Raw genomic sequence first — 22,992 nt, 5'->3', positions numbered from 1 at the left:
CTTTAGATTTCAACTTTACATTCAGCCTGTCTATATAATGATTGGCGTCCTTAAATTGTTGTTTTATAAAAAAAAGGCTGTCCAAAGTCGAACACTTTCTGAACAGCCTTACTTCTTATAGTAATATTCTCTTAAAAACTTTGCTCTCCTGCGGTGGTCACATCAAACGCGCCTCCTCGTCGCAATTTATCTGCGGCGAAAGCGATAGCGACAGCCGCAAAGTGGGCGTCTCAAAATGACTTTTCAGACGCCCACTTTTCCAATTAAAACAACCCGATTGCATTCCCTTTTTCATCAACATCCATACGTAATGCGGCGGGTGCTTTGGGCAATCCTGGCATTGTCATAATATCGCCCGTTATGCAAACTAAAAATCCTGCTCCTAATTTTGGAATGATTTCTCTTACAGTAATCGTAAATCCAATTGGGCGACCTATTAATGTTGGATCGTCTGACAATGAATATTGTGTTTTTGCCATACAGATTGGTAATTGATCCCAACCGTTTTCCTTAATTTGTTTCAATTGCTTTTTCGCTTGATTTGAAAATTCTACTCCAATCCCGCCATATACTTTTTGGACAATCGTCGTAATTTTCTGTTCTATGGAATCGGATAATTCGTAAAGCGGAGCAAATTGTTTCGGTTCGTCTAAAACTTCCAATACTTGTTTGGCTAGATCCATTCCACCTTTCCCGCCTTCTTCCCATACATTTGTTCTAGCGATGCGGACATTGTTTAATTTCGCCCAATTTAGAAGCGTTTGAATTTCTTGCTCCGTATCCGTTATAAATCGATTCAAAGCAACAACCGGTTCAATTCCGAAATTTCTTACTGTCTCAATATGTCGAGCTAAATTTGGGATTCCGTTGCTGAGAGCCTCAATATTTTCTTTCGCTAACTCGCTTTTTTCTGCTCCGCCATGCATTTTTAATGCGCGAATCGTTGTCACAATTACGACTGCATCCGGATGGAATTCACCTTTTCTTGCTTTAATGTTCAAAAATTTTTCAGCACCTAAATCCGCACCAAAACCAGCTTCTGTCACGACGATGTCCGCTAATTTCCGTGCGGTTTGCGTAGCAATCAGGGAATTACATCCATGAGCAATATTCGCAAAAGGTCCACCGTGAACAAGAGCAGGAGTTCCTTCAATAGACTGTACAATGTTCGGTTTGAACGCTTCTTTTAAAATTAATGTTAATGCCCCCTCAATTCCTAGGTCCCGCACAAAGACTGGGTGACGATCATAAGTGTAACCAATTAACATCTTGGATAATCGTTCTTTCAAATCCTCCATACTTGTTGCTAAACAAAATACCGCCATAATTTCAGAGGCAACTGTTATATCAAAGCCGTCTTCCCTTGGAACTCCTTGCGTTGGACCTCCTAGTCCTACAACAACTTTTCTAAGTGCTCGGTCGTTCATGTCCAATACCCGTTTCCAAATAATTCTTCTAGGGTCGATGTTTAGTTGATTTCCTTGATGAATATGATTGTCAATTACTGCAGAAATTAAGTTATTCGCAGTTGTAATCGCGTGAAAATCTCCATTAAAGTGCAAGTTAATTTCTTCCATTGGAAGCACTTGTGCATAGCCGCCACCTGTTGCTCCACCTTTGATGCCGAATACAGGACCTAACGATGGTTCGCGAAGAGCTACCATGACCTTTTGATTTAATTGTTTTAAGGCATCAGCAAGTCCAATAGTAACCGTTGATTTTCCTTCTCCGGCAGGTGTTGGATTCGTTGCTGTAACAAGTACAACTTTACCATAAGGCTCACCCGGAATTTTTTTCGGGTCGATTTTTCCTTTATAACGTCCATATTGTTCAAGTGCATCATCTGGAATGTTTACTTGTTCTGCAATTTCTGCAATAGGTTTTAATGCTGCACCATAAGCAATGTCTAAATCCGTTAATGGTTTTGTAATTGTCATACTAATTCCTCTTTCTAGTCAGATTGAGTTTACTCTTCGTTATGAACGTTATTATTTACACAAATGTTTGTTTTATAATGTTTTTGTTTTGTCTGCTTTGTTAATTAATGACGGATTTTATTATTACTACATAAATTCACTTTTTAGAAATGGGGCTGATAATAGTCAAAGCTCGGGCAATAATAGTCATACTGGGATGAATAATAGTCAAATTTGTGAACATAATTGCCAACCCATAAAAATTTGCTTCAATTATGGAAGATATTAGTCAGTTTCAAGCATTTAATAGTCAACTGGCCAAGGATATTTGCCAAATTGATGAACATAATAGCCAACTACATATAAACGATTTCCTTGAAATAACGATAATAGCCAAAATCAAGATTATAATAGTCAATCTTTGATAAATAATAGCCACACTCGAGCAAATAATAGTCATTCATTTTTTTTTCGTATCCTATCCATCATTATACAATTCATCTAGCAAGATTTGCCCTTGAGCTTTCAAAAGAATTGTGAACTCTCATTCTAAAAATTTCACCATAAAAACGAAGAAAAGGCTGTCTAGAAAGTGAACTGCTCCCTGTCAAGTAGACAGTGTAAAAAATAAAAATGTTACTAAGCGGCTTGAGCCCTGTATTCTAAGGGACTTAAGCCGTTTAATTTTTTCTGATAACGGAAATTGTTATAGAAATAAATATATTCATCAATCGATTGTTTCAGTGCTTGATATGAATCATAGGTATTCAAATGATATTTTTCACATTTGAATTTACTCCAAAAGGATTCAATTGGAGCGTTATCGATGCATTGACCTACCCGAGACATACTTTGTGTTAATTGTGCCTCGTCTATAATTTCCTTATATTTTTTGGACGTATATTGGAATCCTCGATCGCTATGTACGAGTGGATGTTCATCAGGTTTCAGGGTTTGGATTACTTTTCGTATGGTTTTAAAAACTAATTGATTATTATTGGAATGACCCAATTCATAACTCACAATAGAACCATCATACAAATCAATAATGGCACTTAAATAGGCTTTTTTTCCGTTCCCATATTTCAGCTCCGTTACATCTGTACACCATTTCATATTGGGCTTTTCTGCAGTAAACTCGCGATTTAATCGATTTTCAGCTACGTGTTGAACAGGTGATTTCTTATATCGTTTTCGTTTTCTTCGAATCACCGCTTGAATCTTCGCAATTTTCATCAAACGATAAATGCGTTTTTCATTGACAAGGGGCTCATTCGCCATTTTTCTGTATCGATTAATGGTGATGGTCATGCGACGATAACCATAGATTCCATTGACTTGTTCGTGAAGTGTTTTAATGCCCTCTAACAGTGATTCATTCAATTGTTCACGCGCTGATGGAGTGCGTTTCAGCCATTTATAATAAGCTGCTCGTGAAACGCCTGCGATGTGACAAAGTAAAATGATAGATAAGTGTTCGGTTTCATGTAATTCTTGAATGGCCTCATATCGAGTTTGTAATCGTACTTGGGTTAACGACACTTCCTTTCGATTTCCTCTAACTTTTTTAAAAATAGATTTTCTGCACGTAAACGTTCATTCTCGCGTTCAATTCGTTTGATTTCTAATTTAAATTTTTCTTCCGTCGTTAATTCAGCCTCTGATTTTGTGCGTCCACGGCGATCTTGTAGCCCTTCTTCTCCATGTAACTCAAATTTTTTCACCCATTGGTATACCTGTTGATAAGAAACTTGATAAGTTTGGGCTGCTAATTGATAATTTTTATGGTGCTTTAAGCAAAAATCGACTATCTCCATTCGTTCTAGTAGGGTTGTTTTTCTACCTTTTGTCATTGTTTTACTCAATCCTTTACCCGAATCTTTTATATCACAATGACTAGTATACTTTTTCACCCACTTCATTAAAATAGTTCTACCTGAAATTTGATGTTTTTTCATTAATTCGAGTAAAGAATATTCACCAGATAAATAATCCTCCACCGCTTGAATCTTCTGTTCTCTTGTATAACATCGTGGAGAAAAGTTAGAGTGAAAGACCGCTTCACCAAAGGCTTCATACTTTCGAACCCATTCTTTTAAAGTACTTTGGTGAATTTTATATTGACGAGCAAGCTTTTCAAATGAATAATCACCCGTTAAATATAAATGAATCAGTTTTAACATGAACTCTTTAGGATACTTGTAAAAGGTCATAATGAAAGCCCCCTATTAGGTTAGATGAATTTTTATTTTTTCATCTGTCTACCTAATAGGGAGCATATCAAAGTCGGAAACTTTCCAAACAGCCTCACTTCCTCATAATCATGATTTTTTCTGTCCAAAATGACAGCCACTTTTTGTCATACTATTTATTCATTCATCCACATTATTTATAGGCACATACCCAACCTTTTCAATCAGTTGTTGTCCTTGAGGAGATAGTACCCAATCAATTAATTTGTCGACATTTGGATTTTCCGTACCTGCAGTAACAATATAAAACTCCCCTGTTATAGGATATTCGCCACTTCGAATCGTTTCTTTTGTCGGAGGAACTCCGTCAATGGCCAATAGTTTAATTTGATTATTGCCGACCATTTCTTGTGAATAATATCGAAACGTATAGCCAATTGCGTTTTCGAAATTTCGATATTGTGCCACTTCGCTAATGATTTCTCCCATGCCGCTCGCCACATTTTCTCTTGGTGCATCCATAATAGGCGTATCACCCATTAATGACTGCAACGCCGTTTGAGAACCGCTATCTTCAGGGCGTTGATATGCCCGAATAGGTTCGTTTTTACCACCAACCTCTTTCCAGCTAGTGATTTTACCGGAATAAATATCTTTAATTTGTTGCAAAGTTAACCCATCAACTTCATTTTTTTGATTGACGAAAAATACAAACGCTTCCTTCCCAATGGGTATTAATTTTAGTTCGACTCCCTTTTCTTTTGCTCGCTGCAATTGTTTTTGAGAAGGCTCATTGACAAAAATCATATCCACTTTACCATTAATTAAATTTTCGTAGGCTTCTGGCGTTGTATTGACCATCACTTCACTATTATATGGGTCGTATTCTTTTTTCGGATATGTAGCTTGTGCAATGGCGGAATAGATCGGATACAATGCTGTTGCACCATCCATGATTGGTAATGAATCGGATAATTGAAGAGTTGCTTCTTCTTCTAAAGTTACTACTTTCGAATTTTCTTCAAAAGGCATGTATTCATAAATATTTACTTCTGCTGAAACGGTTGGAATGTTCTCTACATATTTTTGGTAAATCGGCCAAATGGAACTAGCACTAATCGCAACACAAGAAATAACGACAAACCAAATGATTCTTTTCTTTGTTTTGAAATATCGAAATAGAAATGCTAAAAAAAGCAAATACAGAAAAATTGCAAAAATAATGATGATTGGAATCCATTCGAAATTTCCTATCAACAGTTCCATAAAAACGACACCAAATGTAAAAAAACATAGAACGAAGAAAACAATGATTGACACAAAAATGTTCGTCATTACAAAAAACCTCCTACCACCTAATTCGGCATGTAGGAGGTGTTTCCCTTTATTTTCATCGAACGAACAAATAATTCCCGTCCTCAAGCGTTACATGCTTTTCTTCTTTCGCACCGCTAATTTTCACTTCAACGATTTCATACTTTTGCTCTAAATTAAATTTGAAATGACAATTTGGCGCTTTTAATGTTATGTATGAGTCTGTACTCTCCACTATTTCATGTTCAAATAAACTTGCCCATTCTTTTGCCCACTGTAAATCTGTAACGGAGAATGAGATTTCATCAATTGTTAAGTCTCCTAAAGGATGCTTTTGGATTGTTCCATTTTTTACCAAATCATTGTATCGTTCTTCGTCTGACCCTTCCCATTGAATCAGAAATGGATATTCAAAAGGCAACTCTTTTTTGCCAAAATGCAGTAATTTCCAAGTTAATACACTTCCATCTGGGCGTATTCTTGAAAATGAATCAGGTCCAATCACTTCATATCCTGCATCACTAAGTTTTTTTGCATCTTCTTCAATTGTCGTTGTCCGAATGGCAATTCGTGTAAAACCATTTTCTTTGTTTCGTTTTTTATAAGATTCATGCAATGTATATGGAATTTCCGCAGATTTTTCGAGCAACGTTTCATCAAATACGCCAATGAATTCAATATAAGAAAGGCCGAAATAACTGAGGGAATTATAGGTTCCCCACATTTCATGTTTTCCTCCTTCTACTGTATGAAGGCCAATTTCTTTCGTTTTTTCAACCATGGCTTTCGGCTCTTTCACAAAATGTACGATATGATCAAGTAAATACATATTTCTCACCTACTATAATTCATTTGTTGCTGCAAATTCACTAATGTCCGTTAATGTTTCATTCCAATCTTTTCCGACATCCACCCACTCTTTCGCATTTGAAAATTCAAACAATTCATCGCAAGTTAATTCGATTGCAGAATTGATGCTGCCGCAAGCTGGAAACACTGTTGTAAAACGTTTTAACGAAACATCTAAATAAACATCTAAATCATGAGCTAATCCAAAAGGACATACTCCCCCAATGACATGCCCCGTAAAATGTTCTACTTCTTCTGAACTTAACATTTTCGCCTTAACGCCAAATGTAGATTTAAATTTTTTATTATCAATTTTTGCATCACCAGCTGCTACAACAAGAAAAGCATTTCCTTCTTTATCTTTAAATGATAATGTTTTGGCGATGCGTGCAGGAATGACGTTTAATGCGATGGCTGCTTGTTCAACTGTTGCACTACTTTGTTCATATTCTAAAATATCTTGGTCACGGTTAAATTTTTTTAAATGTTCTTTTACACTTTGTAAAGACATTTTCCCATCCTCCAATCCCGATAAAACAAATTCGAATTATTACCTATTATATACAAGAAAAGACTAGTGAAACTAGCCTTTCGTTTTAATTTCAATTTTATACTTTTTCGCACAGTATTTCCAATAAAGTTCTTGCCGTTTGTTCTTTGCCTTGTACTTCAATGACATCTCCAGTTTGCGAAATAATATAATGCTGAACATCGCCATACAATGATTGAGAACTATTTGCCACCATAATGTTAGCATTCGATTCTTCCATTCGCAATTTTGCACGTTGAATTAAATAGTCTACATCTTCCGTTGCTTCAAGTTTAAACCCGACAAGAAGGGTTTTTGGATCCCAGCCTTTAATTTTCCCTAAGATTTTTGGCGCTTTTTTAAAATGAATAATCGGTGGTTCATCCGAAGACATTTTTCCATTTTCCGTGATTAATTTACCGTTTTGGTCGTAAACTTTGTCTACAACCCAATCAGAACCAGCCGCTGCCATAATCACAATATCAATTTTTTCACTTTGCAAAATATGTTTTATTTTATTTCCTAAATCTTCAATTCCTTCAAAACCTACTAATCGCATGGATTCTTTATGTTTCGGAAGCTTCGCAAAATATCCGTGTAAATAAACTACTTCTGCCCCCATAGAAAAAGCTGTTTCAGCTAAAAAACAGCCCATCGTGCCTTTTGAAAGATTCGTATGTCCGCGAACCCGATCCCATTTTTCAAGGGTTCCTCCGCTTGTAATGAGCACTTTTTTTCCTTCTAATGTCTTCACAGCTATCACCTATCATTTTTATCTTTCGTTATAGATTAAGTTTACTGAACTTTAACTCCATTTTCATTAATAAATTCTAATTTTTAAAAACGAGTCGTTATGTAAAAAGTTTCTGTTTCGGAAAATACAAAAAAGCAGCCCTTATTAAGGGAGCTGCTCAACCTATGGTAACCAACCGTGTATATATTAATCCTCTGAAGATATATCAATTCATGTGTAAAGACATATGATTTGATAGATATATCGAGAGTATTAATATTACATTGATAATATTATCATTATTTTATCAAAAATTCAATACAAAAAGGTACCAAAGTTCTATTGCATCATTTTTCCTGCATCTTTAATAATTCGTTACCCAAAAATTGCAATTGCTCGCCAACAGAGCACTGTTCAATGCAAAACCGGTGTGCTCCTGCTTTTCCTCTTATTTGTCTTAAATCCCTTTTGATGGGACAATCTATGCAATAAGTATCAATTAATTCATCTATATCTTTAATCACTGCACTTTTATCCACAAATCACAATCCCCCTTTATTAGTTTTTATATTTTACTATCGTCATTTTTTATTTGTCAAAGCGCATTGCTTCCAGTTGAAACAAGCTTATTATGTTGTAAAACAATTGAGAATATGTCTATTGCGACATTTTCTGAGCTTGTCCTTTTGGAACAAGAGTTGATATACCTTTTGCTCGACAATTTTTTATAATCAAGTCTTTACGATAGTCTATGATAAAGGGGATAAACACCGTTTGTGCAGTAATTCTTCAACTTTATAAAAAAGCAGCAGTTCCAAAGGTGAACTACTGCTTAACGAACCATTGATTTCCTCTACGTTAAATGATTCATTCAATTTTTAAATAATGGAATTCGTATTTCGTTTTTCAACGGAATGACTTCCGTTTCAGCAATGATATGGAGTGTCATTTCTTCAGGAATCTCTTCTAACTCGGAAGAAACCAATTCAAATGTTCGTTTGAATCGACCTTGCTGATCCGTTTCATCTAAAGTTGATCCTCCATGGTGAATTGTATATTTATTTCCTTTTTCATCTTCTAGTGCCCATTTTTCTATGTTAGGAGCTTTTTGCAAAGCAAATCCTGATAATTGTATTTCAACACTTTTTTGACGTTGTATTGGCATCCATGATTTCTGTAATGAATAATCTGTTTTTTCTTGCACAGAATCAATAGTTAATTCATATCCGTTATATTCAAAGGTTTTAGGTAATTCTTTTGGATTAAATGTAATTGAGAATTCACTAATTTTTGGTCGATAAATTGTATCTACAACGAAATATAATTCTTCTTCAGCATTTTTATTTGGAACGAATGAATCAATTTGTTTGTAAGGACCAATTTCACTAGGCTCTCCATCCCATTGTCCCATGCCGCTTAACATATTTTCGGAAACAGGATGGCCCCGTTCTTTTGAGAAATAAATATTTTCATAACCTAGCACTTCCCCTTTTCCGTTTTCAATTCGATAGCCAATAGAAGGGAAATATAGGAATTGGACAATTTCATTATTAAATTGTAGCTCTTTTTGTTTTAATTGCTGTTTTAATCTTTCTTTTACTTCCTCGGTATATTCTAATTGATAATAGATGTCTGTTGTAGAAGTAGCGTAATTGACTTTATCCAGATGAATTTTAACTCCTTCAACTTCGTAAGATTCATTTAAAGATACAACTTTTTGCTGTTCATAAGCGGAAGTCAAATCAATTGGTATATCGATTTGCCATTGTCCATCTTTCCCTGCAAGATGATGGATGTCCAATCGAACGGTTCCTTTTGTAAAGTTATCGATATTTACTAACGATATTTCATAAATCCCATAGTCATCATGAAGTCCCCAACTCATTGAATTAAGTTCCACTTCATTTTGATGTTCATCTAATACTTTGATTGAATATAATTCGGCATTTCCAATAAATGGATTTAATACTTTACCTTGTTGATTGGTTACCCGATAGGAAAAAGCAATTCGCGACGTATCGGCTATCAAGTCCTCAATGTGCAGCGTTATACCTGCATCTGTTGCTGAAAGATTAATAGGTGTTGCGATGTCAGTATCAATTGCCATTCGCAATCCTTCATCCACCGTCTCGCTGGAGAAGATTCCACCTACAAGTTTTGCAACACTCGGACTCACCGACATGAACACTCCCCCTGCAAGAAGTGCGCTTGCTGCCGTACCCAACACCCATTTTAACGGGCGATTTTTTTTGCGTTTATGCGGTTCCAGCTGATCGACAATCTTTTCGGCAAAATCATCTGGCAATATTGGAGATTTTAGTGTTTGTTCTAATAGTTCATTTTCTTTTAATAGCAGTTCTAATTGCTGCTCACAATAAGGGCAAGACTGTATATGACGTTCCATAAAATCTTTTTCTTTGTCTTCTAAAATGCCTTCAATATAATCGAATAACTTATCATCTTTCGGACACACCATATAAATACCCTCCTTCTTTTGCATTTTTTCGTAATTTTTTCTTAGCCCGGTACAATTTATTGCGTACCTCTATTATCGAAATCTCTAAGGTTTCACTAATTTCTGCGTAACTCAATTCGTTGGCATAACGTAAAAGTAAAATGTTTCGTTCATCTTCCGGCAATAATGAAACCATTTTCTCCAGTTCTCTACTCTCTTCATTTTGTAATAAGACTACTTCTGGTGTATCGTTGCTTCGTATAATCGTATTTTCAATTTGTTCCGTTTGAATTCTTTTTTTCCGAAGCTGATCGATACAGTAATTAATGGCAATGCGATAGAGCCAACTTTTAAATGGACCTTTCGGATTGTATTTTGGTAATTGTTCATACACTTTAAAAAATACTTCTTGGAGCAAATCTTCTGCCGTTTGAGGATTTTTTGTCATCCGTAAAATCGTTGCATACAAAGGATTTTTATAACGATTAATAATGTGTATGTAAGCTCTTTTATCTCCTGCTAAAATTTGTCGAACGTATCGGATTTCCTCATCCATGTTATTCCTCCTTTCTTTCTTCACTTAGTAAAACGAGATTCATCATGAAAAAATCTCACTTTATTTAAAAAATTTTTATTTTCGTGGCCACCTAGATTCATTACTGAAAACCATTAACAGATTAGAATGTTTTTACACGCTTTTGATATATTGCGGTATAATATAGTAAAAAAAGTTCTTGGGGGCAATATGTTAGAAGTTTATATTGATGGTGCTAGTAGCGGAAATCCCGGTCCAAGCGGAATCGGTTTATTTATAAAGGGAGAAGGACATTCCATACAAATTGGAGAATTTATAGGCGAATCAAACAATCATGTTGCGGAATTTATCGCTTTAATTCGAGGTCTAGAAGAAGCAAAAAAATTAGGAACGTCATTCGTATCCGTTCGTTCCGATTCGAAAATTGTCGTGAGTTCAATGGAAAAGAAATATGTAAAAAACGAACAATTTAAACCCTATTTAGAAGAAGCTTTAAAACTTGCTGATGAGTTTGATTTGTTTTTTATAAAATGGATTCCAGAACAACAAAATAAAGCAGCTGATCTGTTAGCGCGACAAGCTATTCGTAAAGGGATGTAATTTTCGTCATAATTAAAAAAGTGTGATGCCTGAAAAGTCACTTTTCTGTTTTACACCTTTGCGTCTCGCTAACGCTTTCGTCGGAGATAAATGTGACGAGACGGGGCATTGATTGTGACCACTACAGGAGTAAAGAAAAAACAATCATTATGTATTTGAGCCTGACCAAAAGTTTTACATTTTTTGGTCAGGCTCTTTTTTATAATTGTGCAATATTTCTTTGTTCTACTTTATTTAAAAGAGCACCTATCGCTCCTGAAAATCCACAATCTTTTAAAAAGATTGGCTTGTGTTTTTTCAAAATCGTATAATTTGCAATAACTTCTTTCAAATGATCATTATTCGTCAATGTCGATCCAATATATATAATCGTTTCAGAATTTTTTATATCTGCATATTGGATGCTTAAAGTTGTAATGACTTCACCAACTAGCGCTTGAATGGTTGCTAATAAATCAGGAACAGGATAATCGTTATGATTTAATATGTTGACTTTTCCAAAATTACTCGCCGTCAAATGGCCTTCTATCGGAGGATTCATCCCTTCAAAAATATCTTTTACAAATAAATCAATGAATTCCCTTTTACCTTGCTTTGCAATTTTCGTGATTTCATTAAAATCCGAAAGCCCAGTAATAATCGTTGATAACCCTGTTAAAGTACCTCCGCCAATTCCAGTTCCACCAACACGCACATGTTTGTCATTTTCCATATAATGTATACTTGTGCCTGTTCCAACATTCGTTATGATACTTTTTTGAATTTCATGGCCTTCTTTTTTTAATAAGTATTTTACCCCTTTGATTGTTGCATCAAATTCTACAACATAATCGATTGATTTTTTTGTTTTTAATTTTGCCAATAGCTGTTCTGTTCGACCACCTGTAATCCCAATTTCTTCAATGTTTGGATTTGCTTCAATCCATTCCTTCACTAGTGTTAAATCTTTGGAAGGAAAGACCTTAAATTGGAATTCATTTTCATCATCCAAGTAAGCAACTTTTGTTAAAGTGCCTCCTGCATCGATACCTATTGTATTGCGCATAAGCTTTCTCCTTTATAGATTCCCTCTATACACTTTAACTGTATAAGCATATGATTGCAATTTTTTCTAATTTTAACACTATTCAAAAAAACGGTTACTATATTAAAATTATATTAATTTTTGTTAAAAAATTAAACTTTTACTACCTCATTAGAGAATAAATTTCTTTTTTCAAATTCATCAATTAGTTTGTGTTTATATCGAAATAATAATTTAGAAATTGTTTTTTCATATGTATCGATGGATTGGCCATTCATTGTAAAACGGCTTAGCAGTCCCTCATCCATTAGCAAGTGTTGCAGTGTCATCACTTCAGTTTTTGGTAAAACACAATGGTGTAAACGGTAAATGCGAGAAATTTGTTTTAAACCAGAGCGAGTAATCAGAACTTTATTCTCTACATCATCTCTCACTGTATGTAAAAATTGAGCTAATTCCTCATTTGGAAGAATTTCATTATATTCAAATTTAACAATCGAACCGTCTTCTTGAACAATTTCCTTTTCTGTTATAATGCATGATAACGATTTATGTATGGAATTAATCGAGTGAATACGAATATGGGAAGGAAAAACTTCTCCAGTTACATAGGTTAAGTATACATCAACTTCATTTTCTTCATGATGATTTTCACTTAACATGAGGGCGAATTGATTCGTTTTTTGCTTTTCAATCATTTCATGGCCGCCTGAAGCTTTAAATATTTTAAAAAGGGTATTTGCATCTTGCAAAGCACGATGTTGTTCAGCAACCACTTCAAATTTTTCCATTAATTCACTTAAACTTGGTTGAACTTTTAATTGATTTTCAATCATATATTTTTGCTGAAAATCCACGATGGGATATATAAAATGCCGTTGGATTCGATTTCGGAAAAGCTCTTCTTCCAAAACTTTTCGATCAAACTCACCAAAGGTAACGAAAATTGTATCTCCTTGGCTCCATTCCATAAAGCGTTTAATGATTTGTTTAAAGGAAGGAGCATATAATAAATCTTCCGTTTGAATTCCCGTTAACTTTTGGATGCGGCTATTCAGCTTTTTAAATTTATATGGTTGAATTAATTCAGAAAAAAATTCAACTTCGTCATTTGGCAACCATTTCACTGCTCCTATTTCAATGATGTGCTGTTTTCCGCGCACAATGGCTGCCTCAATATCTAAAAAAATATATGTTTCCTTTCGCACGAATGAATTCACCTTTTTTCTATCAAACTATCACATTTCATTGTAACGAAAATAGTCAATAATGACACGTAAAATAGTAAAAAAACTTGCCAAAGTTTGTTAAACATTAATTGTAATTAACTCAACTTTCGCACACAGATATTGTCAGACATCTCTTGATGTAATTGGGTAAAGACGCAATCCATTCTTGTACTTTACTTTTAAATAATTCCATGTTCAAACAAACATTAGCTTCTGCTAATGTTTGGAAGATCGCTAATAATTGATTCAATGCACTCTCTAGATTCATATCTTTTACATCTTCACATAATAGAAAAAAGAGATTTCCAATCGTTTTAGGATCGTTGTTTTGTCTACGCTCCCACTCTAAGAGTATAAAGCGAGTAAACACAATCGTTGTATGACTAATCAACAGATCATACGAACGACCTTGAAATTCTTTTGCTAGGTTAAGCAATGATTTGGTACACTTGAAAAATGTTTCGATGTCCCAGCGCATCCCGTAAATACGCACAATTTCTTCATCTGAAAGTGTGGTATCTGTACTCAAAATGGCTAACCATTCACTCTTTTTATTGCGGTTACGCACGAATACAATCTTGACTTGTCGTCCTTTTGCAAGATGAACATGGATCGAACCGAGTAGGTCTTTCTTTTCCATGGTACGCTTTGCTTTTTTAAAGAGTTCATCCAGAGTATGGGCTTCACCATCTATGAAATAACGTTGTTTTAGCTGCTTGACCATACCAATGACAAATAAACCTTTATCCGTGATTTTTTCAATCAAAGGCTCATGCGTAAACCAAGTATCCATTAACACATAATCAGCTGTAATTCCTGCATTTAAGGCATGATCCAATAAAGCAGAGACAACGCTTGGCTTATCTTGTTGTGCTTCAAGACGACGCTTGTAGCCGGAAGTGCGTTTATCAATGGATTCATCGACCCCGTTAAGTTGATTTTCCTTTTTCGCTGAACTCAATAAAGCAAAGTCTACAGGTAGAAAAGAATATCCATCAGACCAACCAAGAGTAAGCAACTGAAACCCCTTATAGAATCGTTTCTCTGTATGATCAAATACTCGTGAAAGAAGTTCAACAGACTTGCTTCGGTTGCGTGAAAAGAGTGAATCATCAACAATAAACACCTTCACTCTGTTGTTTGATGTAAGCTTTTTTATACGTCCAGTAAGATCTTGACATAAGGAAAGTAAAAAAGTTCGCCAAGCATAAGTAGATGAATTTAGAAAACGGTAGATCGTATCTTTTTTAGGTAAGTCCACGGCTTTCTTACTTTGAAGTGCTTGAAACCAATTTTTATATTGGAAAACAAGCAAAAAAATAAGACGGAAAATAGATAAGCATGAATAACCAAATCCCTTAGTAATTCTCGCTTTTCTCAAATGTTTGCCTATATTTAATTCAGAAAATCTTCGTTCAAGTTCTTTTGGTAGTTGTGCAAAAGTATCTTTTTTCGTTATCATAATGGTGACACCTTCTTTGGTATTTGGTTTGTTCACCATAATTTTACCAAAAGATAGGTGTCTTTTTCTTTTAAAAAAATAAAATCAATAAAAAACAAGAGAAATAATGAAAGACGATATAAAACAGTCATATCAAGAGTTGCAATAAGATATTACTCTGCGAAAGTTGAGTAATTAATATTTTCCTTTTGTCTATAATAATTTCAGAAGTTTTATTTTTCATTTTAGAAAAATTATTGTAGGATAAATAGAAAGGTTAATGATCGGAGGAAATTTGATCTTATGAATCAGAAAGCGCTTGAAAAAGATGCTATGAGAGTATTAAAAGAAACGAGTCGCACTTTTTATATACCGATTACATTTTTAAAAAAAGATTTGAAAAAGGCTGTTGCCAATGCCTATTTAATTATGCGTGCACTGGATGAAATCGAAGATAATGAACATCCAGAAGTAACGAATGAAATCAAATATTTCTTATTAATGGAAGTAAGTGAACTATTAAAAGAAGAAAACTTTAATAACGACAAATATTTACAACTGTTAGAACCTTATAAACAATACATGCCTGAAGTAACGATGCGTTTAAATGATTGGATTTTACTGTTACCTGAAGGAACGAAAAAAATTGTCTGCGATGCTGCAAGTGAAATGGCATTCGGTATGGCGAAATGGGCAAAAGCAAATTGGCAAGTTCGCACGAAGGAAGATTTAGATGAGTATACATACTATGTAGCCGGACTTGTTGGTGTCATGCTTTCCGATTTATGGGAATGGGATAGTGCAGTAAAAACGGATCGGGAATTAGCCATTGGATACGGCAGAGGTTTGCAAGCGGTAAATATTTTAAGAAACCAACAGGAAGATTTTGAAACACGAGGCGTCAGCTTTATCCCTGAAGGTTGGACAAAAGAAGATTTGTTCCATTATACAGAGGAAAATTTAGAAAAAGCTTATCAATATATGGATGCAATCCAAAAACGTTCTATTTTAATGTTCTGTCGCTTACCCCTTGCTCTCGCTCATAAAACATTAAATGCTTTAAAAGAAGGCAAGGAGAAAATGAGCCGCAGCGAAGTGGAAGAAACCGTAAAAGAATTGATGGTGGATTAACAAAGATAAAGCTTGTCCGAAAAGTAAGGTATTGAAACCCTCTCTCTTTTCGGACAAGCTTTCAATATTTTTATGCAATTGTTTCTAAACGGGGGAAAAAGCGATATTGTTTAATTATCCATGTCACAATAAAATGAAAAAGTCATATTAGCGTTTTCGGAGTAAACTGGTAATCCACCTTTTTCATAAAATTGATTAATTGTATCTACAGCAATTCGATGTTTTAAATTAACGTTTATTATAAGTAAAATTGCTGTGATAATCATAATAATTGAAATTACAATAATCGTTGGCTCAATAATTTTTGATCTTGTATTATCCACTTCCACCCTCCTTTCTTCAATTACTCGCAGCACCTACATTAGTAGCTTCAATTATTACCTTCGAATCTATTTTTAAATCATCTTCAATTCTTTTGCCAATGACTTAGTTAACAATTCAACATTTAAATCGCTAGATTAGTTGATTCAACCATTAGTGTACCTTTATCGATTCAAATAGGATTCCCTTTGTTCTTGCGGCACCATATTGCCCCCTGTCGCCCATAAAATATGAGTTGCTTGATGTAATCGATTCGTTAATTCATATTTTTCTATATACGCATTTCCTTCCTTCAATAATTGTATCGGCCCGTATACGCTTGCATGGCTGGAAGGTTCCATAAATATCCCTTCATGTTGCATCATTTCTTTTAAACTCTCAAATAAAAATTCATCATCTACCGTGTAACATCCGCTCAGAATCGGCTCCATCAACTTCCCAACAAACTTGGAAGCTCGACCAACTGCTAATCCGTCCGCTTCTGTTCGATTCGTCAATCCAATATCATTGACAGCAATTTTATCATGTAATCCTGTCATCATTCCTAAAAGCATGCAAGGAGACTGAGTCGGCTCACCAAAGAAAATGTGGACATGTTCTTTATATAGGGCTTTTAAACCATATGCAACGCCTCCCGGTCCACCGCCAACTCCACATGGTAAATATACAAACAATGGATGTTCTTCATCCACTTGAATATTTAATTCTTCCAGCTGTTTCTTCAATCGTAGGGCACTCACTGCATAACCACTAAATAAATCGATGGAATTTTCATCATCCACAAAGTGGCACATTGGATCATGTTCTGCTTGTTTTCTTCCTTCCTCCACCGCTAAGCTATAATCCGACTCATATTCAATCACTTTGACACCTTTTTCACGAAGTAAATCTTTTTTCCACTTTTTCGCATCCATGGACATGTGTACTGTCACTTGAAACCCTAGTTTCGCTGCCATTATGCCAATACTAAGACCTAAATTTCCAGTAGATCCCACTGCAATTTTATATTGACTGAAACATTGGCGAAACGCTTCACTCTTAAACTTTTCATAATCATCCGTTTCTTTAATGAAACCATTCTCGATGGCACATTGTTCTGCGAATTTTAACACTTCATATATTCCGCCTCGCGCTTTAATGGAACCGGAAACTGCTAACTCATGGTCACATTTTAATAACAGTTTACCTAACAGCGGCTTTTCAGCATTCTTCTCGATAAATGGTTTCATTTTTGGTATTTCAATTAAATCCGATTCAATGATTCCTTGTAATTTTTTCGTTTCCGGAAACACTGCTTGAATATATTGGCTAAACCGTTGCAATCGTTTTTCTGCGTTGATGACTTCCTGGAATGAAAAGGAATGATTTTCTGGTAATTCATCTGTTTTATTCGGATTTAACCATAGTACAGTGTTCTGTTTCTTCATATTCTCTAAAATATCTTGTTCCATTTCCGAAAGTTTGCGTGGAAAATTAAGCATTATCATTCTCCTTTTTTAATAACATTGCTCGTTCACAAATTTGTCGAAATTTTATTTCAAAGTCCAAATTATTTTTCTCTGTTCGTTTTTTTGGACCTTTCGTTTTTCCACCAGCACGGCGAAATTTTGCATTTTCATGCCTAAAAAATAACATTTGATCAATATTTTCATCTGTAAATTCTTTTCCATTTTGATTTAAAACAAAGGCACCTTTTGCCAAACACATGGCAGCTAAACCATAGTCTTGTGTAACAACAATATCAAATTTTGAAACCGCATTCACTATTGCAAAATCAACAGAATCTCGACCCTCGGCAACTTGAATTGTTATTGCATCCTCCCTTTCTATGAGATGAGAAGTATCGCAAAATAAGAATGGTTTTATCTCGTATTGAGATGAAACAAATACAGCAATATCAACGACTGGACAGGCATCTGCATCTATAAACACGGATATTATACCATTCACCCTCTTACATAATTTTTGGTAATTTTTATTATATAAATATAATTAATTTTACCTTATTTTTACATTTTATTTTCCCTAAGTCAAAAATTAATGATTGAATTGTTTGAAAAATCATAATAACATTTTCTCATAAGATTTTGAGGAGGGAAACAAACATGACAACAACAGATGTAAAAAAACAATCCAAAGCAAAAGAATATATTGATTCTGTATATAATCAACTTAAAAATAAATATGGATATCAAACGGAATTTTTGCAGGCTGTAGAAGAAGTATTTTCTACATTAGTACCTGTTTTTGAGCAACATCCTGATTATATTGAACATAATATTCTTTCTCGAATTGTAGAACCGGATCGTATCATTACTTTCCGTGTAACTTGGCAGGATGATCAAAATCGGGTTCACGTAAATCGTGGTTACCGTGTACAGTTTAATAATGTTATCGGACCATACAAAGGTGGTTTACGTTTCCACCCAACAGTAAACGAATCCATTATGAAATTTTTAGCTTTCGAACAAATCTTTAAAAACGCACTAACTGGACTGCCAATTGGCGGTGCAAAAGGCGGCTCTGATTTTGACCCTAAAGGAAAATCAGATGCAGAAATTATGCGTTTCTGCCAAGCGTTTATGACTGAATTATACCGTCATATCGGTCCAGATGTCGATGTTCCTGCCGGAGATATCGGTGTTGGTGCACGCGAAGTTGGTTATCTATGGGGTCAATATAAACGCATTAAAGCGATGCATGAAGCAGGCGTTCTTACTGGTAAACAGCCAGGTTACGGAGGTTCACTTGTTCGTAAAGAAGCTACAGGATACGGTTTAGTATACTTTGTAGAAGAAATGCTACGCGATAAAAATGAATCATTCTTAGATAAAACTGTTGTTGTTTCCGGATCAGGTAATGTTGCTATTTACGCCATCGAAAAAGCCCAACATTTCGGTGCAAAAGTTGTTGCATGCTCCGATTCAAATGGTTATATTTACGATTCTGAGGGCATTGATTTAAACATTGTTAAAGAAATTAAAGAAGTTCAAGGTGAACGAATTAAAAAGTATGTTGAATATCGTCCAAACGCAACATATACGGAAGGTTGCACAGGTATTTGGACAATTCCATGTGATATCGCACTTCCATGTGCAACACAAAACGAAATTGACGGAGAATCTGCTCGTACTTTAATTAGTAACGGCGTAAAAGTTGTTGCGGAGGGCGCAAATATGCCTTCAACTCCTGAAGCCATCAATGAGTTTTTAGAAAATGGTGTCTTATACGGGCCTGGTAAAGCAGCAAATGCCGGCGGTGTAGCAACTTCTGCATTAGAAATGGCACAAAACTCAAGCCGCACTTACTGGTCATTTAATAAAGTCGATGAAAAACTACATGACATTATGAAAAACATCTATAGAACAAGTAAAGAGTGCTCTGAAAAATATGGATATCCTGGAAATTTAATGCTTGGTGCAAACATTGCCGGATTTATCAAAGTTGCGAACGGAATGATTGCTGAAGGGGTTTATTAATCGTCTATTATCGGGAGAAATGAATTCAAAAGGGGCTCAATATAGAAAATGAAGCCAATTGAAATGTGCTATTTTGCATATTTCAATTGGCTATCTTTTTTCCTATTGAAGTTCGTTAATCAAATATGTTTTACTAAAAAAAAGAAAATATTGGGAGGTTTTTAGATGAACGAGTTCGAAACACCGCAACAAGAAAAGATTAATCCTTTTTTCACGATATGGTTGCATCCTAAAAAAACAACTCGCTATGTAATACAAGAGAAAAGTTGGCTTTATGTCATTATTCTCTTATCGATTGGTTATATTGGAAGTTTGTTTACAGGATATATGGATATAGGTATTTATCCAAACTTTCCTCTTTGGGCAATGATTCTAATTACCATTATTCTTTCGCCTATTGTGGGGCTAATTAGCAACGCTTTTTCAGCTCTTTGTACTTGGCTAATCGGGAAAATGTTTTCAGGAAAAGGAACTTACGCACAATTATTCAAAGCTTCTTCCCTAAGTGTATGGCCGTTTATTGTGTTAATTCCCATTTACTTGCTTTGGATGTTGATTGATCCGAATAGTTTAATGAATATGAGCGAAGATTTTGGTGCATTTGCAATCATTGGAATATTGTTCACATTCATTGCAACCATATGGTCAATTGTCATTACGATTGCAGCAATTGCAGAAGCTCATCAGTTTTCTAATTGGAAGGCCTTTTTCACACTATTGATATTTGCTATAATCATAGCAATTATTTTTATTCTAATCGGCGTTATCATTGGCATCATCATTGTCTTACTGGGACTTAGCTATTATATGTAATCAACGATATGGCTTGGTATTAGATAAAAACCAGTCATCCCCTATTTTCTACCACCAAGCCATATTTTTTCTCTTTTCAAATTGTAAAAGAGATTTTCATTTTTTCAATCTTTCAGTTTACCATACAAGAATTGATAACGAACATTCACACTAAATTACTTTTGCTTGTTGATTACTATATAGCCTTGATACGCCCGTTTCAATTGCCGCGTTTGCCACTGCTTTTGCAACAGCAGGAACAACTCTTTCATCCAATGGTTTTGGAATCACATAATCTTCTCTTAACTCATTTTCATCAACAAGAGACGCAATGGCATTTACAGCGGCAATTTTCATTTCTTCGTTAATTTCTGTCGCAAATACATCCAATGCCCCTCTAAAGATTCCTGGAAACGCTAATACGTTATTTACTTGATTTGGATAATCGGAGCGACCAGTACCGATGATTCTTACTCCCCAACGCTCAGCGTTTTCATAAGTGATTTCAGGATTTGGATTAGCCAATGCAAAAACAATTGGATCCCGATTCATGGAATCAATATGTTCCTTCGTTAAAATATTTGCGATGGAAACACCAATAAAGATATCCGTCCCTACCATTGCATCGTCCAATGTTCCTGTCAACTTTTCAGGGTTTGTAATTTTCGCAATTTCTTCTTTTACAGCATTCATTCCTGAACGCCCTTCATAAAGGATACCCTTTGAATCACAAACAACAATGTTTTTATATCCAATGCTTGCTAACAGCTTTAATGTAGCAATACCAGCCGCTCCCGCTCCATTAATTACAATTTTCACTTCTTCTTTTCGTTTTCCAACAAGCTTCAATGCATTTTCTAATCCCGCTGCAACAACGATGGCTGTACCGTGTTGATCATCATGGAAAATTGGAATATTGCATTCCGCTTTTAATCGTTCTTCAATTTCAAAACAACGAGGCGCTGCAATATCTTCTAAATTAATAGCGCCAAATGTAGGTGAAATCGCCTTTACTGTTCTAACTATTTCATCCACATCTTTTGTGTTCAATGTAATTGGCACTGCATCAACATTTGCAAATCGTTTTAATAACAACGCCTTTCCTTCCATAACAGGAAGAGCTGCTTCCGGTCCAATATCCCCTAAGCCTAACACCGCAGTTCCATCAGATACAACCGCTACTAAATTCCCTTTCATTGTATAGTCATAGACGCGCATCGGGCTTTTTTCTATTTCTTGGCAAGGTGCCGCAACACCTGGTGAATAAGCCAAACTTAAATCATAGCTATCTTTAAGAGGTACTTTTGATACAATTTCCATTTTCCCCTTAAATTCTTTATGCATTTCTAAAGACTTTTTCATTAAATCCATACTTTATCATCCCCTAACCATTATTGTTTAATATTGTATTTTGTATAATATTACTTTACTTAATTAAAGTCAATAACATATTTTGTCGAAACCTCAAAACACATTGAAAATACCGAGTTTTTAAAGCGCTTTCATGATTTTTTTGACCAACTTTTCTTAATTTTTTGATTAAATTTTTATTATATTAATATAATTTATAATGCATTTTTCACAATTCAAACGTTGATACTATCAGCATTTATTTGTGAAAATGAAAACAGACTATTTTGCTTAGTTAAATATGATATTTTTCACATACTTCAATTTAGAAAAAAATGACGTTGTCACATATTTTTCACAATTTTTCATCTTAATAATTAAAATCAAAACCACCCGTGTGAACGGGTGGTTTGTTCTGCGGCTAGAAGCCTTTATTACTGGCCAACCCCTAAAGGGGCATCGAATGGTTCGCCAACTGCACTACTTTTCCAGCTGACCCTTAAAGGGTCTCTTTTATTTTTTCCTAGGTTTTCGCTTTATCTCTTCACCTGTAAATGGATCGACGAACTCTTCCATACTGAGTTGATCTGCAATGATATCATCTTGTATTTGATTTCGAATATATTCTTCAATTACCTTTTTATTTCTACCTACCGTATCCACATAAAATCCTCTACACCAAAATTTTCTGTTTCCATATCGATACTTTAAATGGGCATGTCGATCGAATATCATCAAACTACTTTTTCCTTTTAAATATCCCACGAATGATGAAACACTTAATTTTGATGGGATACTGACCAACATATGTATGTGGTCTTTGCATGCGGTAGCTTCAATTATTTCTACGCCTTTTCTTTCACATAGTTGTCTTAATATTTGTCCAATATCTTCTTTATCTTTCCATAAATTATCTGTCTTCTATATTTTGGTGCAAATACAATGTGATACTTACAATTCCACTTGGTATGTGCTAAACTATTTGTGTCAGAAGACATAATAGGTCCCTCCTTGGTACTAAAATTTGGTTGGCGAACCGTAATTTATTTTAGCATCAAGTGGGATCTTTTTTAATACCTCGCTGTAAGCTATACGGAACCCC

20 protein-coding genes and 1 pseudogene are annotated in these 22,992 nt (G+C 34.9%); 4 read left to right on the top strand and 17 right to left on the bottom strand.

What is annotated here, in order from left to right:
* Positions 1-263 precede the first annotated feature (263 nt).
* The 9 genes from NST98_RS02160 to NST98_RS02115 all read right to left on the bottom strand — a co-directional run bounded on the left by NST98_RS02160 (position 264) and on the right by NST98_RS02115 (position 10,544).
* Positions 264-1,937, bottom strand: coding sequence for a formate--tetrahydrofolate ligase (locus NST98_RS02160; protein WP_340714281.1), 1,674 nt, complete (start codon positions 1,935-1,937; stop codon positions 264-266).
* Between the two features lie 618 nt (positions 1,938-2,555).
* Positions 2,556-4,129, bottom strand: a protein-coding gene (locus NST98_RS17255) for an IS3 family transposase (RefSeq protein ID WP_445684020.1) whose coding sequence is annotated in 2 segments (ribosomal slippage) — positions 2,556-3,487 and positions 3,487-4,129 — 1,575 coding nt in all. Because the reading frame shifts where the segments join, the coding sequence is not laid out codon by codon here.
* Positions 4,130-4,288: 159 nt separating this feature from the next.
* Positions 4,289-5,443 carry a PstS family phosphate ABC transporter substrate-binding protein gene (locus tag NST98_RS02145; RefSeq protein WP_340714278.1) on the bottom strand — a complete coding sequence of 385 codons (1,155 nt, stop codon included), beginning with the start codon at positions 5,441-5,443 and terminating at the stop codon, positions 4,289-4,291.
* Positions 5,444-5,498: 55 nt separating this feature from the next.
* Positions 5,499-6,251 (bottom strand): VOC family protein, encoded by a 753-nt coding sequence (locus tag NST98_RS02140; protein ID WP_340714277.1) that lies wholly within the window; start codon positions 6,249-6,251, stop codon positions 5,499-5,501.
* A gap of 12 nt (positions 6,252-6,263) precedes the next feature.
* Positions 6,264-6,782, bottom strand: a complete 519-nt coding sequence (locus tag NST98_RS02135) for a YbaK/EbsC family protein (RefSeq protein ID WP_340435658.1) — start codon at positions 6,780-6,782, stop codon at positions 6,264-6,266.
* 97 nt (positions 6,783-6,879) lie between these two features.
* Positions 6,880-7,554, bottom strand: a complete 675-nt coding sequence (locus tag NST98_RS02130) for a phosphopantothenoylcysteine decarboxylase domain-containing protein (RefSeq protein ID WP_340714276.1) — start codon at positions 7,552-7,554, stop codon at positions 6,880-6,882.
* Between the two features lie 326 nt (positions 7,555-7,880).
* A complete protein-coding gene (locus NST98_RS02125; protein WP_016837023.1) occupies positions 7,881-8,072 on the bottom strand; it encodes a zinc-finger domain-containing protein in 192 nt (63 codons plus the stop codon).
* A 332-nt stretch (positions 8,073-8,404) separates the two neighbouring features.
* Positions 8,405-10,009, bottom strand: a complete 1,605-nt coding sequence (locus tag NST98_RS02120) for a DUF4179 domain-containing protein (protein WP_340714275.1) — start codon at positions 10,007-10,009, stop codon at positions 8,405-8,407.
* On the bottom strand, positions 9,990-10,544 hold the full coding sequence (locus NST98_RS02115) for an RNA polymerase sigma factor (RefSeq protein WP_340704113.1): 555 nt from the start codon (positions 10,542-10,544) through the stop codon (positions 9,990-9,992). The genes NST98_RS02120 and NST98_RS02115 overlap by 20 nt, the downstream gene beginning before the upstream one ends.
* A 189-nt stretch (positions 10,545-10,733) precedes the next feature.
* Here NST98_RS02115 and NST98_RS02110 point away from each other — a divergent pair, with 189 nt between their 5' ends.
* On the top strand, positions 10,734-11,123 hold the full coding sequence (locus NST98_RS02110) for a ribonuclease HI family protein (protein ID WP_016837020.1): 390 nt from the start codon (positions 10,734-10,736) through the stop codon (positions 11,121-11,123).
* A gap of 199 nt (positions 11,124-11,322) precedes the next feature.
* On the opposite strand, the gene coaW is transcribed toward NST98_RS02110, so the two are convergent.
* From coaW to NST98_RS02095, 3 genes are all read right to left on the bottom strand, one after another.
* The gene (coaW, locus tag NST98_RS02105; RefSeq protein ID WP_340714274.1) at positions 11,323-12,168 is read right to left on the bottom strand and encodes a type II pantothenate kinase; all 846 of its coding nucleotides are present in this window, start codon (positions 12,166-12,168) and stop codon (positions 11,323-11,325) included.
* A gap of 131 nt (positions 12,169-12,299) precedes the next feature.
* Positions 12,300-13,355 (bottom strand): 3'-5' exonuclease, encoded by a 1,056-nt coding sequence (locus NST98_RS02100; protein WP_340714273.1) that lies wholly within the window; start codon positions 13,353-13,355, stop codon positions 12,300-12,302.
* A 121-nt stretch (positions 13,356-13,476) separates the two neighbouring features.
* Positions 13,477-14,838, bottom strand: a complete 1,362-nt coding sequence (locus NST98_RS02095) for an IS4 family transposase (protein ID WP_096550514.1) — start codon at positions 14,836-14,838, stop codon at positions 13,477-13,479.
* 282 nt (positions 14,839-15,120) lie between these two features.
* Here NST98_RS02095 and NST98_RS02090 point away from each other — a divergent pair, with 282 nt between their 5' ends.
* Positions 15,121-15,948: a squalene/phytoene synthase family protein gene (locus NST98_RS02090; protein ID WP_016837017.1), complete on the top strand. Its 828-nt coding sequence runs from the start codon at positions 15,121-15,123 to the stop codon at positions 15,946-15,948.
* A gap of 110 nt (positions 15,949-16,058) precedes the next feature.
* Here NST98_RS02090 and NST98_RS02085 read toward each other — a convergent pair whose 3' ends face one another.
* From NST98_RS02085 to NST98_RS02075, 3 genes are all read right to left on the bottom strand, one after another.
* Positions 16,059-16,271, bottom strand: a complete 213-nt coding sequence (locus tag NST98_RS02085) for a hypothetical protein (RefSeq protein WP_016837016.1) — start codon at positions 16,269-16,271, stop codon at positions 16,059-16,061.
* Positions 16,272-16,433: 162 nt separating this feature from the next.
* Complete coding sequence (locus tag NST98_RS02080) at positions 16,434-17,750, bottom strand: D-serine ammonia-lyase (protein ID WP_445684019.1); 1,317 nt, start codon at positions 17,748-17,750, stop codon at positions 16,434-16,436.
* Positions 17,743-18,210 (bottom strand): YaiI/YqxD family protein, encoded by a 468-nt coding sequence (locus tag NST98_RS02075; protein ID WP_340715645.1) that lies wholly within the window; start codon positions 18,208-18,210, stop codon positions 17,743-17,745. The genes NST98_RS02080 and NST98_RS02075 overlap by 8 nt, the downstream gene beginning before the upstream one ends.
* A gap of 164 nt (positions 18,211-18,374) precedes the next feature.
* Between NST98_RS02075 and gdhA the strand changes: the two genes are divergently transcribed.
* Together gdhA and NST98_RS02065 are read left to right on the top strand one after the other, a co-directional pair.
* A complete protein-coding gene (gene gdhA / locus NST98_RS02070) occupies positions 18,375-19,748 on the top strand; it encodes an NADP-specific glutamate dehydrogenase (RefSeq protein ID WP_340714272.1) in 1,374 nt (457 codons plus the stop codon).
* 165 nt (positions 19,749-19,913) lie between these two features.
* On the top strand, positions 19,914-20,561 hold the full coding sequence (locus tag NST98_RS02065) for a Yip1 family protein (RefSeq protein WP_340704118.1): 648 nt from the start codon (positions 19,914-19,916) through the stop codon (positions 20,559-20,561).
* 150 nt (positions 20,562-20,711) lie between these two features.
* Here NST98_RS02065 and NST98_RS02060 read toward each other — a convergent pair whose 3' ends face one another.
* Positions 20,712-21,911, bottom strand: a complete 1,200-nt coding sequence (locus NST98_RS02060) for an NAD(P)-dependent malic enzyme (protein ID WP_016837011.1) — start codon at positions 21,909-21,911, stop codon at positions 20,712-20,714.
* Between the two features lie 492 nt (positions 21,912-22,403).
* Positions 22,404-22,888, bottom strand: a pseudogene (gene tnpA / locus NST98_RS02055) (IS200/IS605 family transposase).
* Positions 22,889-22,992 lie beyond the last annotated feature (104 nt).

It is taken from the genome of Ureibacillus sp. FSL W8-0352 (assembly GCF_038004345.1).
GTDB lineage: Bacteria > Bacillota > Bacilli > Bacillales_A > Planococcaceae > Ureibacillus > Ureibacillus thermosphaericus.
This window is presented reverse-complemented; position numbering and strand designations above follow the sequence as displayed.